Raw genomic sequence first — 17686 nt, forward strand, 5'->3', positions numbered from 1 at the left:
AACGAGTATAGCGTATTCATTTTTGAATTGCTTTTTAATTAAATCGCCTTTAACATCTAAAAGAGACAGCTTATAAGATTTCCATATTTTTATAAAATAGAATAAATAAATAAACGTATTAGCTGCTCCTAATAGGAACAAAACAAAATAATAATCTTCTTTTTCACGAATTAAAATGTATACAAGTAATACATAAATTGCCTTTGAAAAGAAAATAAGTCTATTGATAATACCGAATTTCTCAAGTCCCTGATAAACCCATGTGATATTAAAAAATTGAGCAGATAAAAGTGTTAATGCTAATAAATATAGCTTTTGATTTATAGCACTAAAAATCAAACTAACAACTATTATTAAAAGAAGGAGTATGAAAAAAAAATTAGTTTGATAGCAAAAGAAGTATTTAAATAACTTTGAATTTTACTAAAATTATCTTTATTAATACTAATTTCTTTAACCCCCAGAATATTAGATCCAAAATCAATAAATAATCCCAACAAAGTAAAAACGGACAATGCTACGCCTATTTTACCCCAATGCTCAATACCGCATACTGAAATAACTTTTGGAGCTACCAATAATGGAGCAATGAGGTTTATTAACTGACCTGAACCATACGTTAGATAATCTATAATTGTATTCTTTTTCATTCACTCTTAAATTAAATATATAAATACAACTAAATAACGTCCAAAAGATCTATTCTTTCTTTTGTCCCATCATCGCTAATTTATCTATAAACAATTCATTACCCATCATAAATGGGTCATAGTTATCATTTAGAGTGCTTAACTTATAACCAAAATAATTAGGATCCCATGTTACGAATTCATTTGGTGTAAAGTAAAGAATATAGCCCTCTAAATCCCCATCAATTATTTCATCCTTATATTTTACACTAATATTTTTGATTGTTACATAGGATTGTGTTGGATTAAATCCTAAATCAACTCTAATGTTTTTTATTTTAATATTCTTTGGAAAATCTAACTCTATTTTCTGCATATCTTTGGATGCATAAATTGCTTGTGAAACAGAGTTTTCTTCACTCCATTCTTTTCCATCAAGTAAGTAAAAAACCTGCAATTTGTCATTCTTTTCAAAAACACCTTCTATAACTACTGAAAAATTATCCTTTGATGACGTTTGTTCTTCTTTTACAACATCATTCTTACATGAATTCAAAGTAAAAAATAATATAAGAGCTCCTAATTGTAATTTTGCATTCATTTTTTTTTGTTTTAATTTGAATTCAATTATTATGATTGGGTTAATTTCTGCTTTGCTAATTGTTTGTTATAAAAAGTCTTAAAAAAGTTTATTAATCCAAATAGAATAATAAATAAAACTGGTAGAATAAATTTTAACTTTCCGAAGATGGATTTTGTGTTTTTTATATTTAGAGTAGCGTTAATGTCTTTAACTGTTTTATCAAAACTTATTAATTCCAGTCTATTTCTGCCCTGATCATTAATCAAGTCCTGTTTCGTCTTTATAATATCATTTAATTGTGTATTCTCGTTGTAATATACTAATTTATCATTTTTAGTAGTGTTTTTTACTGTGCCTGAAAACCCGTTTAAAACATCATTTATCTGAGCAATAATAGTATCATTTTGAGCAATTTTCAGTTCAATATTTTTGAATTCTATTTTTTGAATTGAATTATAGTATTCCGAATTATTCAAATATTTTAATATCGGTTCTACAAATTCTTTTTCATCAATTAATTCATTAGAAATAAATGAAATCGAATGAAAAGTATAGTTTTTACTGGTAACGTTATCCAGTAAGATTTTGTTAATGTCACCATCTTCGGCCATTAACTTTATAAGTTCAAAATTTTGTTCTTTATTTTCTACAAATTTAAAAACGTCAGATATGGGTTTAATTTCAATTTTTGAAATTACTCTAGGATTCGAAATTCCAACAACACTTTTTAAGAAAACAGTATCTCCGGAAGCAATCTTTGAATCAATTAAATCAATCTTTGCATATAAATAATCAACACTCCCAAAATTTGGTGCAACAATAATTTTATTATCATACGATTCTCTATTGGCATCCAAATACCAACCCGTCAAAAAACCTAACAAAATGAGTACTGCAACCAAAATCCAGTTTCGAACAAAAAACTGAATACCCCTAAAAATAGAAGTGTTGATCCTCTGAAAAAAATGGTTGATTTTTTTTGAAATCTGCAACAAATCAATTTCCTGATCTTCTTGATTTTGGGGTACTCTTGTACTCATTTATAAGTTTTATTATACGTTGAAAATCTGCTCTAAAATTTTAATAGTAATCAAATACGTTGGTTTTACACCCGTTGTACCTAATCCGCCTGAAGCTAATGTGCTACCTGTTTCCAATGGATTATCTGATGCATAATAAGCATAGCGAACTTTAATATCGTGTGGTACACTTTTTCTGATTTTAGAGGCAGACTGAATCGCTTTCTGATAATAAGAACCTTCCATTTCAAGACCGATTACACCCCAGGTAGACTCATGGAAGAATTTCAACAAATCTCTGTTCTGCAATGATGTTCCTAAAACGGTAACCATAGCTCCTTCAAAAACGGCAATATCATTTCCTTCAAACATAGCTCCTGTTAATTCATTTTCAAAGAAATAATTATCAGCAGTTCCTTCATTTATGTGTGCAGTAGGAATCATAATATCTCCTTTTCCACCTTCCAGAATTCCGGCTTTACCCATTATCGAAACCGATTTTACGTTCAATAAAGTATCTTTTTTATACGGTTTCAAAAGTTCGTCAATCGTTTCATACGCCTGTTCTCCAAATGCATAATCCATTACAATAATAACTGGTTTTTCTTCTTCCAGTTTTGCTTTTGGAAAAGCCGTTTTTGCCCAGTCAATTTTAGCCGTATCAAAAATCTGAACATCGATATTCGTTCCGGAGCTATCCGGTAGCGAAATCATTCCATTTTTTAATGCCAGTTCTTCTACAACTCCTCTAATTTCTTTGGCACCTGATTTACTTAATTCTTCATAAATATAGAAATCTGACTTCTCCTTAAATTTTGTTTTCAACAACGGTGTCGCAAAAATTGAATTCATGACACTGTGCATATTTGCACTGATCACATGAATTGGACGTTTTAACAGATTATTTGCCTTAAGAACTTCCTTGATGTTAGTTGCCCAGATTTCACCGTGAATATGGTGCCCTAAACGTTCTCTTAAAACCGGACTAAAGGTGATTGTACGCTTATTATTGTCAATAACTTCTTCAATCGCCAGTTTTCCTAACCAGTAAATAACGTGAAGGAAACGATCAGGAGCATTCTCTGATCCAAAAGCATCATAAATGTCTAAAACTTCTTCAAAAGTTCTTCCCAGAATATTAGCAACATGCGAAATTGCTTTTTCTTTTTCTATTTGAGAAAGCTTCTTCGTCTGCAATACGGCTTGTTCTAATTTCATCCAATCGCGGGAAACCTCACCTCCGTCATCTAATAAAACTCTGTTTTTAATTTTATGTGATTCGATGAAAATAAAAGTCAAATGCGTCAGAATATCATAAATGTCTGATCGCCCGCGAGTGATTTCAACATTCATTTGCTCCTCATCAATACGATAACAGTTTCTTCTTCTTTTTGGAGGAACAATAGGTTGAAAATGTGATTTAGAATATCCTTCGTCTGAAGTTAAATTAATGAAACGACATTGCTCGATTCCTATCGGAAGACGCTCTATTACGTATAAAAGACCATTAAGTTCTACTTTTTCTTCTCCTATATTTCCGTATATCTCCGGACGTAATGCTAGTAATGACTCACGTAAACTATCTCCTGAAACTCCCATTGGTTTATAAAAACCACGGTTGAATAAGTGACGCATTGTAATGTACATTTTTTCTATAGCGGCAGACGATTCCTGCGCTCTTGATCTTGATATATGTTTGGTTTCTTTCATGCTATTCTATTTTAAAATCTTCTTCTTCAGAAGATGCAATTTGTATTTTTCAATCAACGAAAGTAGTAATTTAAAACTATAGTTTCATAAAACCCTAGTGTTACTAAACTGTTGTTTCATTATAATCTTACTTTAAATTATCGGCAATATCTCTATTATTTGATAATCTAGGAATTTTGTTCTGACCTCCTAATTTTCCTTGCGATTTCATGTATTCCTGAAATCCGTTTTTTGAAACTTTGCTTACCACAACTTTACGCAAAACATTTCCGGTTATCAAATCATCGTAGTAAATATTTTGCTTTCGCATCGAATTATCAATTGCTTCTGCAAAAACGTCCATATTTTCGGGTTCTGTTTCAAATTCAATCAGCCATTCATGATACGGTAATCCATTTGAAGGGTTTATTTGCGGGGCAACTGTAAACTCATTAATTACGACTTTGGTTCCTTGCGTGGCTTCTTTCATCGCATTTTCGACCTCGTTTGCAATGACATGTTCTCCAAAAGCTGAAATAAAGTGTTTGATTCGGCCCGAAACAATAACTTTGTGTGGAAATAAAGAAGTAAACTGTACTGTATCTCCAATATTATAACGCCAGAGCCCAGCATTTGTTGAAATAATCAAAGCATAGTTAACACCTGTCTCTACTTCTCCAATGGTCAGACTTTTTGGATTTGGTTCAAAAAATTCATCTGCTTTGATAAATTCGTAAAAAATTCCCGAGTTCAGTAAAAGCAGCATCCCTTTTTCTTTTTGAGAATCCTGATACGCAAAAAAGCCTTCTGAAGCGGGAAACAATTCGATACTGTCTACCTTTCTGCCCATAAGATTTTCAAACTTGGCACGATACGGCTCGTAATTTACTCCTCCGTAAATAAACAATTGAAAGTTTTTAAACAAATCCGTGATTTTCTTACCGCCGCTTTTTTCCTGTAAACGCTCAAAATACATCTGTACCCATGACGGAATTCCCGAAATAATGGTCATATCCTGTTCAATCGTTTCCTCAACAATAGCGTCAATCTTCGTTTCCCAATCTTCAATACAATTGGTTTCCCAGGATGGCATTCGGTTTTTTTGAAGATATTTTGGTACAAAATGTGCCCCTATCCCAGACAATCTTCCAAATTTAATTCCGTATTTTTCAATTAAAATGGGACTTCCCTGAAGGAAAATCATTTTCCCATCAACAAAATCAGCATTTCCGGTTTCATAAATGTAGTGCAGAATCGCATTTCTGGATGCTTCAATATGAAAAGGCATCGACTCTTTGGTAAGCGGAATGTATTTGGCTCCGGAAGTTGTACCGGAAGTTTTTGCAAAATAAAGCGGTTTTCCTTTCCAAAGAATGTTTTTTTCCCCCATCCTCACCTTATCGATGTAGGGCTTTAAATCTTCATAATCCCGAACAGGTACACGTTTTCTAAAATCATGAACTGTTTTTATCTTATCAAAATGATGATCTTCTCCAAACTGAGTTTCTTTGGCACTGTGTATTAAACTCTTAAATACAGCTTGTTGGGTTTCGACCGGTTTATTGGCCCAGGCCTTGGTTTGATAATATATGGTGCTGGCAAATAATTTTGCTGCTACTGACTTAATAGACATTGTTTGAGGTATTAATTCTTGTCACTTTTCTTTTTATTTCGGGATTTTTCACCCGACTCCTTCTCCATTTTGGCCACTTCTTCCCTTAATTTAATTTCTTCTTCCGAAGCTTTCATATCCACCTCCGAAGGCTCATCTGTTTCTGCTAAAATAGAATCTTTATTGAATTTTGCATATTCCAATTCTCCTCTTAAAACCTTCTGAATCCCGTTTATATAGGCCTCATTTTTCTTTAAAGCAGTTTCCAGTGAATCTGATTTTATAGCCAATTCTGTCGCGTTCTTTTTTAATTCAGAGGAAGAATACCCCGGAATAAACTCGCGCAAAGGGGTAAAAGCAATGATGAAAGTAGTAATTAAAATTAAAAAAATTCCACCCAAAGTAAACGTCACAAAAACGTTCATTAAATTAAGTTTGAACGAAAAAATTTCTTCAAAAGTATCCTCATTCAAAATCACCAATCGGTTCTTAATGAATAAACTTTTCCTAAAATTGAACTTTTTCCTGGTCATTTATGGTTATTTATTACGAGCAAATATAACAATTAATCGTCTTGTTGCTGCGAGCCAAAAATGAACGAATACACTTATTTTACTATTTTATAAAATATTTAACGCTGTCACAAACAAATATTTTAATCTAAAAAGACTCCTTGTTCGTATATTTCTATATACCTTTGCTTAAAATTTAGAAAACAATTTGCTTCGGCATTAAATATACAATCATGGGAAGATTAGGTCTTACAGAAATCCTCGTAATAGTAGGTATTGTGATATTACTTTTTGGAGGTAAAAAAATTCCGGAATTAATGAAAGGTTTAGGAAGCGGAATTAAAGAATTCAAAAATGCCGCTAAGGATGATCAATCTGCTCCTGCTGCTAAAAAAGAAGAGGAAGAAACAAAATAATAACTTTCGAGTTGTTAGAAATCCCAAATTACAATTATATAAGATTGTAATTTGGGATTTTTTTATTTCCTTTTTATAGTATCATCGTCAGCTGAATTCTCTTTCTATCTTCATCAACCTCAGTAACCTTAACGTCAACATGCTGATGTAGTTTTACTACTTCGTTTACATCGCTGACAAATCCTGCTTTTAGCTGAGAAATGTGAACCAGGCCGCTTTCTTTAATTCCTATATCAACAAAACAGCCAAAGTTGGTAATGTTATTTACAATTCCAGGTAAAATCATTCCGGTTTTCAAATCTTTTATCGATTTTACATTGGCATCAAACTCAAAAACCTTAGCCGACTTTCTTGGGTCTAATCCAGGCTTTTCAAGCTCTTTTATGATATCTTTTAAAGTTAATAATCCAATTTGAGGAGTAATATAATTTTCGGCCTTGATAAGGGCTGTTTTCTCTTTATTAGCAATTAACTCACTTACCGAAAGTTTTAAATCTTTTGCCATTTTCTCCACAACCGGATAGGCTTCCGGGTGTACGGCCGAATTGTCCAACGGATTTTTAGCATTTGTAATTCTAATAAAAGCAGCTCCCTGCTGATAAGCCTTATCTCCTAAACGAGGCACTTTCTTCAGTTGTTTTCTGTCCTCAAAAGGGCCATTTTCAGAACGGTACTGAACAATATTTTCGGCCAGCTTCTCTCCTATTCCACTCACATAACTCAATAAATGTTTACTCGCTGTATTGATATTGATTCCAACCGAGTTCACACAACGAATTACTGTATTGTCTAATTCTTCTTTTAATTTTGTCTGATCCACATCATGTTGATATTGACCTACTCCAATTGCTTTTGGATCAATTTTTACCAACTCGGCCAACGGATCTGAAAGTCGCCTTCCAATAGAAACAGATCCACGAACCGTAACATCATAATTTGGAAATTCCTCCCTTGCAATTTTTGATGCCGAATATACCGACGCTCCTGCCTCAGAAACAATAAAAACCTGTAACGGTTTGTCAAACGCGATTTTTTTGATGAAAAACTCCGTTTCACGTGATGCCGTTCCGTTTCCAATAGAAATAGCGTCAATCTGATACGCATTTACCATAGAACGAATTTTTTTGATCGCCATAGTTTCCTCATTTTGAGGCGCGTGAGGATAAATGGTTTCATTATACAACAGATCTCCTTTTTCATCTAAGCAAACTACTTTACAACCGCTTCTAAATCCCGGATCGATTGCCAAAATACGCTTTTCTCCCAACGGCGGCGCTAATAATAACTGTCCTAAATTATTCGCAAAAACCTGGATTGAATTAGCATCTGCTTTTGCTTTTGCTTCCTGCAAAGTTTCATTTCCAATAGCAGGATTTAGCAATCGTTTATAACTGTCTTCAATCGCTAACTGCAAATGGGCTGTTGTACTGTTTTGTTTTTTAATAATGATCTCATCAATAATGTCATAGGCTTCGTCCAGATCAACATCCACTTTCATTTTTACGAATCCCTCATTTTCAGCACGAAGCATTGCTAATAAACGATGTGAAGGCGCTTTTGTCAACGGTTCTTCCCACTCAAAATACTGACTGAACTTTTGAGCTCCTTCTTCCTCACTCTTCTTTTTTACAACTTTAGTTGCTATCACTGCTTTTCGTTGATACAATCTTCGCAATTGTTTACGAACATAAATATTTTCGTTTATCCATTCCGCGATAATATCTCGTGCGCCCTGCATGGCAGCTTCTTCATTAATCACATTTTCGTTCAGGTATTGTGTTGAAATAAAATCAACATCAACATCATTCTCCGACATAATGATTTTTGCTAATGGTTCTAAACCAAATTCACGGGCAACATCTGCTTTTGTTTTCTTTTTCTTTTTAAAAGGCAGATAAAAATCTTCTATTTCCTGTAAATCAAAACTTTGCTCAATTTTCTGTTTCAATTCCGGCGTAAGTGATTTTTGTTCCTCAATAGATTTCAAAACCGCTTCTTTGCGTTTTACAATCGTTTCATATTCCTTTTGAAGTTTCGCAATTTGCTCAATTTGAACTTCGTCCAGATTTCCGGTTGTATCTTTTCGGTAACGGGAAATAAACGGAACAGTACAATCTTCTTCTAGTAATTTTACCGTGTTTTGAATGTTAATTGCTGCTGTTGGGACAGACTTGGCAATGAATTGAATATTAGTCATACTTTATAATGAAATAATTTCTGGATTAGAAAATGAGATAATCTGTCTGTCAAAATTGACATTAGATTAATCAATCACTCCGCTAAAATAATATCTTTGTTTTTAATTTTAAGCCGATGGAAATTTTATTAACGTATTTTTTAGTTGTAAATATCACTGTTTTTATTCTTGCGGGATATGATAAATATCAAGCACAAAAAAACAAACGAAGAATCCCGGAAAACACCTTGTTTTTTCTTCAAGCCATTGGTGGCACAGTTGGATTGTTCTTAGCAATGTTATTCTTTAGACATAAAACGAGCAAATCTTCTTTTATTATAAAATTCTCGTTTATTTTTTTCATTCAGATTGTATTGATTTATCTAAAAATGAAAGTTAAATTTTAAACAATTACATTGTTAATAACTACATAAATACCTTTTGATCAGTTACTTAAAATTAAAACTTCTGTTATTTAAACAACAAACCGGATGAATTTTAAAAATCCGCCCGGCTTATGTATTTAGTATTGGTGCGAAGCACCGAATTTTTTTGAATTTTTACTGACAAGCAATTTTATTCACTCTGTTTTGATGTCTTCCGCCTTCAAATTCCGTTGTTAAAAAGGTTTCAACAATCTCAACTGCCTGAGGAATAGAGGTAAAACGAGCCGGAATACTTACAATATTAGCATCGTTGTGTAAACGTGTTAAATAAGCAATTTCTTTAGTCCAGCATAAACCAGCTCTTACTTTTGGATGTTTGTTAGCCGTCATTGCAATTCCGTTTCCGCTGCCGCAGATTACAATTCCAAAATCAGCCTTACCTTCAGATACATCACTTGCAACCGGGTGCCCAAAATCAGGATAATCAACAGAAACCTCTGTATCAGTCCCATAATTGGTTACTTCATATCCTTTTGCCTGCAGCATTGCAACAATTGCTTTTTTGTAATCCGGTCCTGCGTGGTCATTTCCTATCGAAATTTTCATTTTTTCTATACTATTAAGTTGTGTGGTACAAATTTACTCAATTAATAAATGTTTGCCACGAAATACATCAATTTTCACGAATTTCTTTTTTCTACTCACTTATAAACATTCCATAAACCATCTCAATTATAATTGATATACATTCGTAAAACCAGCCGGCAAAAAACAAAATATATAACTATCATATTATCAAATTCTTAACAGTTATTAACATTATTAACAACTCTGTAACTGTCTCATTACCAATAAAGAATAATCATAATATTTGTTAAAATTTTGAAGTGTTAATAGCGATTCGTAATTCGTTGATATTCAATTAACTTTAAGTTAACATTATTTGTTAATAAGTAAGAATAGAAAATAAGAAGTTTTTTTTGGTCGTGTCGAAAAAAAACCTAATCCAAAACCGGAATGAAATAACCTAATAAAGTTTGAGGAATTTTTGGAAAAGTTATCAATATCAAAAATGCCATTTTCAACAAAAATCAACTTATGAAGTTATCTACAAATTGAATTCATTCTTGGTTGTCAACCGTTGTTAATTAAAATACAAAAACGCTTAGAAATTAATCCTTTAACAAAATATAAGTATGTTGATAACTCAAGATAACTAAGAGAAACTTCATTTCAATGCTTTTAAAAATAAATTTATAGCACATATTAACAAGCTATAATAACAACCAAATTTTTTTAAATTTTTAAAATTCTTTTTTGTTGTATTTAATATATGTTGACAACTTTGAAAACTGAAAAAGAAAAAATTTAAATTTTATTTGAATTCAAAGCTAATTTGAATTTGTTTTTGATTGTTGTTTCAAACGATTTTCAGAGGATTGTTCAGATTGTCCAGAATTTGCTGAACTTCTTCGAAATCGTTCGGATGAACTTTGAGTTTGATTCCACCCAGAGCAGTGCTGTACAAAGGAACGACAGACAGTGTCATTTCGTTTTCAAAAAAATAAGGAATCCCTTCCTGTTCTAATAAGTGTTTCAGAACCACAGTTTCGTGTAAATAATTGAATACAGCAATGGTTTTAAAGCTTTCCATATCAGGTCTTTTTGTAAAGATACTCAAATGAATAGTACCAAAATTTGTTCTTGGTACTAATTTGAATAGACGAATTGCAACGACTTCCAGAAAGTTATATTTTTAATAATTTATTTGTTAAAATATATAATCTGATATCTTATTTGTAATTTTAAACTTTTAAGAAAAGATATATGAGTAAGAAAATTAGAAAGCCGATAAAAAAAGAGAAAGATTTCTCTAGTAAAATAGTAAAAATTTTATCGCAAAGCCCTAATAAAGGATTTAACTACAAACAAATAGCAGCAAAACTTGAACTTGACGATACTAAAAGCAGAAATCAGATTATAAAAGATTTAAAAATTCTGGCTGCTTCAAAGAAAATTATTGAATCAGAACCGGGTAAATATTTAGTAAAAGCCGAAAGTCAGGATTATTACGAAGGAACAATTGATATGACCAGTAGGAAAACGGCATATTTTATTTGTGATGAGTTTAGCGAAGATGTATTTATTCCAACCAATAATTTAAACAGAGCTTTAGACAAAGACAAAGTTAAAGTTTATGTTTACAACCGAAGAAAAGGTAAAAGACCTGAAGGTGAAGTAATTAGTGTAATCGAAAGAAACAAAACGGAGTTTGTTGGAGTAATTGATATTCAGGCCAATTTTGCCTTTGTATCTACCGCAAACCCTAAGATGTATACGGATATTTTTATTCCAAAAGATAAACTGGGAGAAGCAGAAAATGGTGACGTTGTTTTAGTTGGTATTGAAGATTGGCCTAAAAGAGCCGATAGTCCGTTTGGATCTGTATTAAGAGTTTTAGGAAAACCCGGAGAACACAATACGGAGATTCATGCGATTTTGGCTGAATACGGTTTACCGGCAGATTTTCCGGTAGAAGTAGAGGTCTATGCTCAAAAAATTGATACCTCAATTCAGGAAGCTGAGATTGCAAGACGTCGTGATATGCGTGATACACTTACGTTTACGATAGATCCGAAAGATGCTAAAGATTTTGATGATGCCTTATCTTTCAAAAAGTTAGAGAATGGAAATTATGAAATTGGAATTCATATTGCCGACGTTTCCTATTACCTCGAAGAAGGAACAATTTTAGATGATGAGGCCTATCAACGTGCCACTTCGGTTTATTTGGTGGATAGAGTAGTACCAATGCTTCCGGAAGTATTGTCTAATTTTGCCTGTTCATTACGTCCAAATGAAGAGAAATATACTTTCTCAGCGATTTTTGAAGTTTCTCCAACTGCACAGGTTATTAACCAATGGTTTGGAAGAACTGTGATTTATTCTGATCAGCGATTTGCATACGAAGAAGCACAGTATATAATTGAAACAAAAGACAATACAATTCCTGTTGATATCTCAATCACCGGAGAATCGTATACGGTTTCTGATGAAATTACAGAAGCCACTTTAAAATTAGATGAGTTAGCAAAGATTTTAAGAAGAAAAAGAATGGCCAATGGAGCTATTTCTTTTGATAAAGTCGAAGTAAAATTCAACCTGGATGAAGAAGGAGAACCGGAAGGAGTGTATTTTAAAATTTCAAAAGATGCCAATCATCTGATCGAAGAATTCATGCTTTTGGCCAACAGAAAAGTAGCAGAATACATTGGTAAACAAAAGAAAACATTCGTTTACAGAATTCATGATGAACCTAACGAAGACAAATTAATTGCGATGCAAACCGTAATTGCTAAATTTGGATATAAAATAGATTTTAGAAACAAAGGAGATATTTCGAAATCACTGAATGCTTTGATGGAAGAAGTAAATGGTAAAAAAGAGCAGAATTTAATTGATACTCTGGCGATCAGAAGTATGAGTAAAGCCAAATATTCGACAGAGAATATCGGTCACTATGGTTTAGCTTTTGATTATTACAGCCATTTTACATCACCAATTCGTCGTTATCCGGACGTTATGGTACACCGCTTGCTGCAGTATTATTTAGACAATGGAGCTTCGGTAGATGAAGAAGCCTACGAAACAAAATGTTTACATTGTTCTAATATGGAAAGTTTAGCCACTAATGCTGAACGAGATAGTATCAAATACATGCAGGTGAAATATATGCAGGATCACCAGGACGAGGAATTCCTTGGAGTTATTTCTGGTGTTACGGAATGGGGAATTTATGTAGAGATTGTTTCCAACAAGTGTGAAGGAATGGTAAGAATCAGAGAGATAAAAGATGATTATTATACTTTCGATGAAAAACAATATGCATTAGTTGGAGCCACTTCAAACAGCATTTTACAATTAGGAGACGAAATTTATGTAAAAGTTAAAAATGCTGATTTAGTTAAAAAACAGTTGGATTTTCATTTTTTAAGAAGAGCAGAATAGAAGTTTAATTTAAAAGAATAGAAGTATGAAAAAGTTAATTATAGTAGCTGCAATTTTATTGGTTCAGATGTCTTTTGGTCAGGTTACTAAAGAGTTAGGTGATTTTGATTCCGTTAAAGTATTTGATAAGTTAAGTGTAAAATTAGTTCAGTCTTCAGAAAACAAGATTGTAATTAAGGGAGCAAGAGAATCAGAAGTCGAAGTTGTTAACAAGAAAGGTTTATTAAAATTAAGAATGCCTTTTCCTAAGTTATTATCAGGAAATGATTTGGATATTACCGTATATTACAAACGTTTAGAGCTTATAGATGTTAATGAAGGAGCCAGTGTTAGTAGTAAAGATGTTATAAAAGCAACGGTATTTAAAGTAAGTGCACAAGAAGGCGGAACGATTAATGTTGAATTAAATGTTGATAAACTTAATGTAAGCTCCGTTTCCGGTGGTTCAATTACTTTAAGTGGTAAAGCCGATAATCAGGATGCAGGTCTTGGAGCCGGTGGTTATTTGTTGGCAAGTAAATTAAAGACCTCACAAACGAAAGTAAGCGTTTCTGCGGGAGGAAAAGCAGATGTGAATGCTTCAACCCTTGTGGATGCAAAAGTGAGCGCAGGAGGCTCTATTTACATTTATGGAAAACCGAAGCAAATAAATCAAAAAACGGTTTTTGGAGGTAAAATCGAAGAAGTAAAATAAGAAATTGTATTTGAATGATAAATGATATTTTGGCTGGACTGCCATGGGGACTTTTTTTAAGTTTTATGGTAGGTCCGGTATTTTTTATACTATTGGAAACCAGTATTACGAAAGGATTCAGAGCTGCATTAGTTTTTGATCTTGGTGTAGTATTAGGTGATATTTTCTTTATTGCAATTGCCTACTTGGGAAGTTACAGACTGATTCAGAGTTTAAAAGACAAACCTGCTCTTTTTATTTTTGGCGGAATTATTATGCTGGCGTACGGTATAATTTCTTTCGTAAGACTAAAGAAAGAAGCAAAAATAAACGACGAAGAAATCGATCGTGATATTATTAAAAGAAACTACGGTAGTTTATTTGTAAAAGGCTTTTTACTGAACGTTATTAACATTGGCGTTCTTGGTTTTTGGTTAGCCGTTATTATTTCTGTTGGTCCAAAGTTAGAAATGCAAAATTCGAGAATGTTTACTTTTTTTACTTCGGTTATCATTACCTATTTAGTAGTTGATTGCCTTAAAATATTATTAGCCAAACAATTAAAATCAAAAATGACACCTACGAATATCCTAAAAATTAAAAAAGGTATTAGCGTTGTATTGATGGTTTTTGGCGTAGTTTTAATGATTCAGGGTTGGTTTCCGAAAGAGAAAGAAATGGTTAAAAACGCTTTCGAAAAGATTGAAAAGTAAGTTGTTAATAACTCCAAATTATAAAATTAAACCTCTGTATATCAGAGGTTTTTTTATATATTAAACCGAACAGGTTTTTAAAACCTGTCCGGTTTGCAATTTTGCGTAAAGTTTGTCATTTCGAGGAACGAGAAATCACACAAGAAACTCCGCAAACTTAATCGACAATCTTTGTTGATTAATTGGTGTGATTTCTCGTTCCTCGAAATGACAAGATCGTGTATAATTTAATGCCTCAAAAACCTCTAAAGAAATTTAGAGGTTTTTGAGGTATAGTTCGGATTCGAACATAAATCTTTATCTAATTTTTTCTAAAAATTAAACATAAAAAAAACCTCTAAATTTCTTTAGAGGTTTTAGAGGCATCGTCCGGATTCGAACCGGAGTAGGAGCTTTTGCAGAGCCCAGCCTAGCCGCTCGGCCACGACGCCATTACTTGAACGGATGGCAAAAGTAACTAAAATCTTTAAATTTCAAAAGTTTCAAAGTAACTATTTTAAAAAATTAGCATTTTTAAAGAAAAATTTATTTTCTCGTTTCCGTCATTTTTATAGTAACTGTTTCAACATCACCACCAATAGGAGGATTTATCTTAGAAACCCAAACAGTAGTTTTTTCTATCATTTCAATCTCCGAAAGTACACGAATATTGATTCTTTTGGCTACATGCTCTAATAAATGAGAGCGAATTGCCATTTCTTCGGTTACAATTTTGTTCAAATGAACGTAATCAACAGTATCTAACAAATGATCTGTTTGTGCTGATTTTTGTAAATTAGTTTTGATTTTTAGATCAACCGTGTAATCAGATCCAATTTTTCCTTCTTCAATTAAACATCCATGGTAGGAAAAAGTACGGATGTTTTTTAATTTTATAACTCCCATTTTCTTATTGTTTAAAGTTTAAAGTTTCAGGTTCAACGACACTTAAATGACTTTAAACCTGAAACCTGAAACCTTTTTTTTATCTTTGCTAAAATTACTATAAAATAATGGCATCAGAAGAGAAATCACTCAATTTTATTGAACAAATCATAGAGGAAGATTTAAAATCAGGTCTTTCTAAAACCAAACTTCATTTTCGTTTTCCACCAGAACCAAATGGATATTTGCACATTGGACATGCAAGTTCTATTGCGTTAAATTTTGGTTTGGGAATTGATTATCAGTCACCTGTAAATTTACGTTTTGACGATACAAATCCGGAGAAAGAAGAGCAGGAATTTGTTGATGCTATAAAAAAAGATGTAGAATGGCTGGGATATACCTGGTCAGAAGAACGTTATGCTTCAGATTATTTTCAGCAATTATACGATTGGGCAGTTCTGTTAATTAAAAAAGATAAAGCTTATGTAGACAGTCAGTCTTCAGAAGAAATGGCGATTCAAAAAGGAACTCCGTCAACGATAGGAACTGATAGTCCGTACAGAAATCGTTCAGTCGAAGAGAATTTAGAGCTGTTCGAAAGAATGAAAAATGGTGAATTTGAGGCTGGTACTCATATTCTTCGTGCCAAAATAGACATGAAATCAACCAATATGTTGATGCGTGATCCTATCATGTACAGAATTTTACACAAACATCATCATAGAACAGGGGATAACTGGAAAATCTACCCAATGTACGATTGGGCACATGGACAAAGTGATTATTTGGAAGGCATTTCACACTCATTTTGTACACTGGAATTTTTACCGCATCGTGAATTATACGATTGGTTTTTAGACCAAATTTTTGAAGATAATAAACTACGTCCCAAGCAAAGAGAATTTGCCAGACGTAATCTTTCGCATACAGTTGTAAGTAAAAGAAAATTACAGCAACTAGTTAAGGAAAAGCATGTTAACGGTTGGGATGATCCTAGAATGTCAACCATTTCGGGACTAAGAAGAAGAGGTTATACTGCTGCATCTTTGCGTAATTTTGCTAATACAATTGGTATTGCAAAACGTGATAATCTGATCAGTGTATCGGTTTTAGAATTCTGTATCCGTGAAGATTTGAACAAAATTGCACCACGTGTAATGGCCGTTTTAGATCCGGTAAAATTGGTAATTACAAATTATCCTGAAGGAAAAGAGGAGTGGTTGGAAGCCGAAAATAATCAGGAAGATGAAAATGCAGGTTTCAGAAAAGTGCCTTTTTCACGTGAATTGTATATCGAAAGAGAAGACTTTTTAGAAGAAGCGCCTGCTAAATTTTTCCGTCTTACTTTAGGAAAAGAAGTACGTTTAAAAAATGCTTATATCATTAAAGGTGAAAGTGTTATAAAAGATTTAGAAGGTAATATTACGGAGATTCATGTAAGTTATGACACTGATTCTTTAAGCGGAAGCGGGACAGAAGCAAGTCAGAGAAAAGTATCCGGGACCTTACATTGGGTTTCCATTCAGCATGCAGTTGAAGCAGAAGTTCGTATGTACGATCGTTTGTTTACAGATGAAGCTCCGGACAGTTATAAAGAGAAAAATTTCTTAGATTTTGTGAACCCAAATTCGTTGGAAGTAATTACAGGATTTGTTGAACCAAGTTTGGCTACAGCTCAAAATGAAGATAAATTTCAGTTTCAACGTTTGGGTTATTTTACTGTTGATAAAGATTCAACTCCTTCAAAATTAGTATTTAACAAAACAGTTGGACTAAAAGATGCCTGGGAAGAGAAGGGTAAAAAAGAAGAAAATAGTATCAACAATTCTTTGAAGGATATCAATAAATATTTCAAAGTGGAGACAAAAGCAGAACGTATTGCTATTGAAAGTGCAATAGGGGAGAGTATCAAGAATGTTTCTAGTTTTTCGTTGTTGCAAAATTCTTTAAAGAAGAATATTAACAATAACAAAGGATCATTGTTGTTTGCTCAGTTTATTCTAAAATATTCCAGTTTGAAATCTCCTGATTTTGAAGAAGAGGATATTAAAAAATTGTACACGATGTCTCTTAGAAGTGAATCTACTTATGTGAGATCTAAAGCACTTTTAAATTTAAGAGATTTAGAAAATGAAAGTTTAAGAAAACAATTTGAAGAAGATATTTTGAAGTTACATTCAAATCCTCCAAAAAATGCTTCGGAGAGAGAAATTGAAATTCTTTCTGAAATGATTCAAAAATAATATAATTATAATCTATTTAAAAGCGCTTTTTATAAGCGCTTTTTTTTATATTTATATTTTCTATTAATATTAAAAATTTTATAGAGTTTTTAGATTAAAAACACCTTCATAAGTTGATTTTAAGCTATAAAAAACTTCTTTCGACTCATTTATCATCTTT

At 32.5% G+C, this 17686-nt stretch carries 17 protein-coding genes and 1 tRNA gene; 6 read left to right on the forward strand and 12 right to left on the reverse strand.

Going from position 1 to position 17686, the window contains the following annotated elements; translation table 11 throughout:
- The 7 genes from C245_RS24665 to C245_RS0121905 all read right to left on the reverse strand — a co-directional run.
- Positions 1–339, reverse strand: a 339-nt coding sequence (locus C245_RS24665) for a hypothetical protein (RefSeq protein ID WP_035747146.1), incomplete at its 3' end; no start/stop codon positions are given.
- 14 nt (positions 340–353) lie between these two features.
- A complete protein-coding gene (locus tag C245_RS0121880) occupies positions 354–650 on the reverse strand; it encodes an oligosaccharide flippase family protein (protein WP_017498750.1) in 297 nt (98 codons plus the stop codon).
- A gap of 49 nt (positions 651–699) precedes the next feature.
- Positions 700–1230 (reverse strand): hypothetical protein, encoded by a 531-nt coding sequence (locus C245_RS0121885; protein ID WP_017498751.1) that lies wholly within the window; start codon positions 1228–1230, stop codon positions 700–702.
- A gap of 29 nt (positions 1231–1259) precedes the next feature.
- Entirely contained in the window at positions 1260–2252 is a 993-nt protein-coding gene (locus C245_RS0121890) for a hypothetical protein (protein ID WP_017498752.1), read from the reverse strand.
- A 12-nt stretch (positions 2253–2264) separates the two neighbouring features.
- Positions 2265–3941, reverse strand: coding sequence for a hypothetical protein (locus C245_RS0121895; protein ID WP_017498753.1), 1677 nt, complete (start codon positions 3939–3941; stop codon positions 2265–2267).
- Between the two features lie 127 nt (positions 3942–4068).
- Positions 4069–5553 carry a GH3 auxin-responsive promoter family protein gene (locus C245_RS0121900; protein WP_017498754.1) on the reverse strand — a complete coding sequence of 495 codons (1485 nt, stop codon included), beginning with the start codon at positions 5551–5553 and terminating at the stop codon, positions 4069–4071.
- 11 nt (positions 5554–5564) lie between these two features.
- A complete protein-coding gene (locus C245_RS0121905; protein WP_017498755.1) occupies positions 5565–6065 on the reverse strand; it encodes a hypothetical protein in 501 nt (166 codons plus the stop codon).
- 212 nt (positions 6066–6277) lie between these two features.
- Here C245_RS0121905 and C245_RS0121910 point away from each other — a divergent pair, with 212 nt between their 5' ends.
- Entirely contained in the window at positions 6278–6460 is a 183-nt protein-coding gene (locus tag C245_RS0121910) for a twin-arginine translocase TatA/TatE family subunit (protein ID WP_017498756.1), read from the forward strand.
- A gap of 73 nt (positions 6461–6533) precedes the next feature.
- Here the strand turns inward: C245_RS0121910 and C245_RS0121915 are convergent, their stop codons facing one another.
- Entirely contained in the window at positions 6534–8657 is a 2124-nt protein-coding gene (locus tag C245_RS0121915) for a Tex family protein (RefSeq protein WP_017498757.1), read from the reverse strand.
- Positions 8658–8773: 116 nt separating this feature from the next.
- Here C245_RS0121915 and C245_RS0121920 point away from each other — a divergent pair, with 116 nt between their 5' ends.
- The gene (locus C245_RS0121920) at positions 8774–9043 is read left to right on the forward strand and encodes a DUF1294 domain-containing protein (RefSeq protein WP_017498758.1); all 270 of its coding nucleotides are present in this window, start codon (positions 8774–8776) and stop codon (positions 9041–9043) included.
- Between the two features lie 153 nt (positions 9044–9196).
- On the opposite strand, the gene rpiB is transcribed toward C245_RS0121920, so the two are convergent.
- On the reverse strand, positions 9197–9628 hold the full coding sequence (rpiB, locus tag C245_RS0121925; RefSeq protein ID WP_017498759.1) for a ribose 5-phosphate isomerase B: 432 nt from the start codon (positions 9626–9628) through the stop codon (positions 9197–9199).
- Positions 9629–10442: 814 nt separating this feature from the next.
- Positions 10443–10676: a putative signal transducing protein gene (locus C245_RS0121930; RefSeq protein ID WP_017498760.1), complete on the reverse strand. Its 234-nt coding sequence runs from the start codon at positions 10674–10676 to the stop codon at positions 10443–10445.
- 173 nt (positions 10677–10849) lie between these two features.
- On the opposite strand from C245_RS0121930, the gene rnr reads away from it, so the two are divergent.
- The 3 genes from rnr to C245_RS0121945 are packed head-to-tail and all read left to right on the forward strand — an operon-like array spanning position 10850 to position 14416.
- A complete protein-coding gene (gene rnr, locus C245_RS0121935; RefSeq protein ID WP_017498761.1) occupies positions 10850–13030 on the forward strand; it encodes a ribonuclease R in 2181 nt (726 codons plus the stop codon).
- Positions 13031–13055: 25 nt separating this feature from the next.
- Positions 13056–13724, forward strand: coding sequence for a head GIN domain-containing protein (locus C245_RS0121940; RefSeq protein ID WP_017498762.1), 669 nt, complete (start codon positions 13056–13058; stop codon positions 13722–13724).
- A 14-nt stretch (positions 13725–13738) separates the two neighbouring features.
- Entirely contained in the window at positions 13739–14416 is a 678-nt protein-coding gene (locus C245_RS0121945) for a LysE family translocator (protein ID WP_017498763.1), read from the forward strand.
- A 360-nt stretch (positions 14417–14776) separates the two neighbouring features.
- Here the strand turns inward: C245_RS0121945 and C245_RS24320 are convergent.
- A tRNA-Cys gene (locus C245_RS24320) sits at positions 14777–14847 on the reverse strand.
- Positions 14848–14941: 94 nt separating this feature from the next.
- On the reverse strand, positions 14942–15301 hold the full coding sequence (gene folB, locus C245_RS0121950) for a dihydroneopterin aldolase (RefSeq protein WP_017498764.1): 360 nt from the start codon (positions 15299–15301) through the stop codon (positions 14942–14944).
- Positions 15302–15408: 107 nt separating this feature from the next.
- Here folB and C245_RS0121955 point away from each other — a divergent pair, with 107 nt between their 5' ends.
- Positions 15409–17526 carry a glutamine--tRNA ligase/YqeY domain fusion protein gene (locus tag C245_RS0121955; protein WP_017498765.1) on the forward strand — a complete coding sequence of 706 codons (2118 nt, stop codon included), beginning with the start codon at positions 15409–15411 and terminating at the stop codon, positions 17524–17526.
- Positions 17527–17686: the final 160 nt, after the last annotated feature.

It is taken from the genome of Flavobacterium sp. WG21, assembly GCF_000335775.1.
Taxonomy (GTDB): Bacteria; Bacteroidota; Bacteroidia; order Flavobacteriales; family Flavobacteriaceae; genus Flavobacterium; species Flavobacterium tructae.

Coding starts and splice junctions, on each gene's coding strand:
- rpiB (WP_017498759.1), bottom strand. CDS start 9,628: ATGAAAATTTCGATAGGAAATGACCACGCAGGACCGGATTACAAAAAA.
- C245_RS0121930 (WP_017498760.1), bottom strand. CDS start 10,676: ATGGAAAGCTTTAAAACCATTGCTGTATTCAATTATTTACACGAAACT.
- C245_RS0121915 (WP_017498757.1), bottom strand. CDS start 8,657: ATGACTAATATTCAATTCATTGCCAAGTCTGTCCCAACAGCAGCAATT.
- rnr (WP_017498761.1), top strand. CDS start 10,850: ATGAGTAAGAAAATTAGAAAGCCGATAAAAAAAGAGAAAGATTTCTCT.
- C245_RS0121920 (WP_017498758.1), top strand. CDS start 8,774: ATGGAAATTTTATTAACGTATTTTTTAGTTGTAAATATCACTGTTTTT.
- C245_RS0121880 (WP_017498750.1), bottom strand. CDS start 650: ATGAAAAAGAATACAATTATAGATTATCTAACGTATGGTTCAGGTCAG.
- C245_RS0121900 (WP_017498754.1), bottom strand. CDS start 5,553: ATGTCTATTAAGTCAGTAGCAGCAAAATTATTTGCCAGCACCATATAT.
- C245_RS0121955 (WP_017498765.1), top strand. CDS start 15,409: ATGGCATCAGAAGAGAAATCACTCAATTTTATTGAACAAATCATAGAG.
- C245_RS0121945 (WP_017498763.1), top strand. CDS start 13,739: ATGATAAATGATATTTTGGCTGGACTGCCATGGGGACTTTTTTTAAGT.
- C245_RS0121910 (WP_017498756.1), top strand. CDS start 6,278: ATGGGAAGATTAGGTCTTACAGAAATCCTCGTAATAGTAGGTATTGTG.
- C245_RS0121895 (WP_017498753.1), bottom strand. CDS start 3,941: ATGAAAGAAACCAAACATATATCAAGATCAAGAGCGCAGGAATCGTCT.
- C245_RS0121940 (WP_017498762.1), top strand. CDS start 13,056: ATGAAAAAGTTAATTATAGTAGCTGCAATTTTATTGGTTCAGATGTCT.
- C245_RS0121885 (WP_017498751.1), bottom strand. CDS start 1,230: ATGAATGCAAAATTACAATTAGGAGCTCTTATATTATTTTTTACTTTG.
- folB (WP_017498764.1), bottom strand. CDS start 15,301: ATGGGAGTTATAAAATTAAAAAACATCCGTACTTTTTCCTACCATGGA.
- C245_RS0121905 (WP_017498755.1), bottom strand. CDS start 6,065: ATGACCAGGAAAAAGTTCAATTTTAGGAAAAGTTTATTCATTAAGAAC.
- C245_RS0121890 (WP_017498752.1), bottom strand. CDS start 2,252: ATGAGTACAAGAGTACCCCAAAATCAAGAAGATCAGGAAATTGATTTG.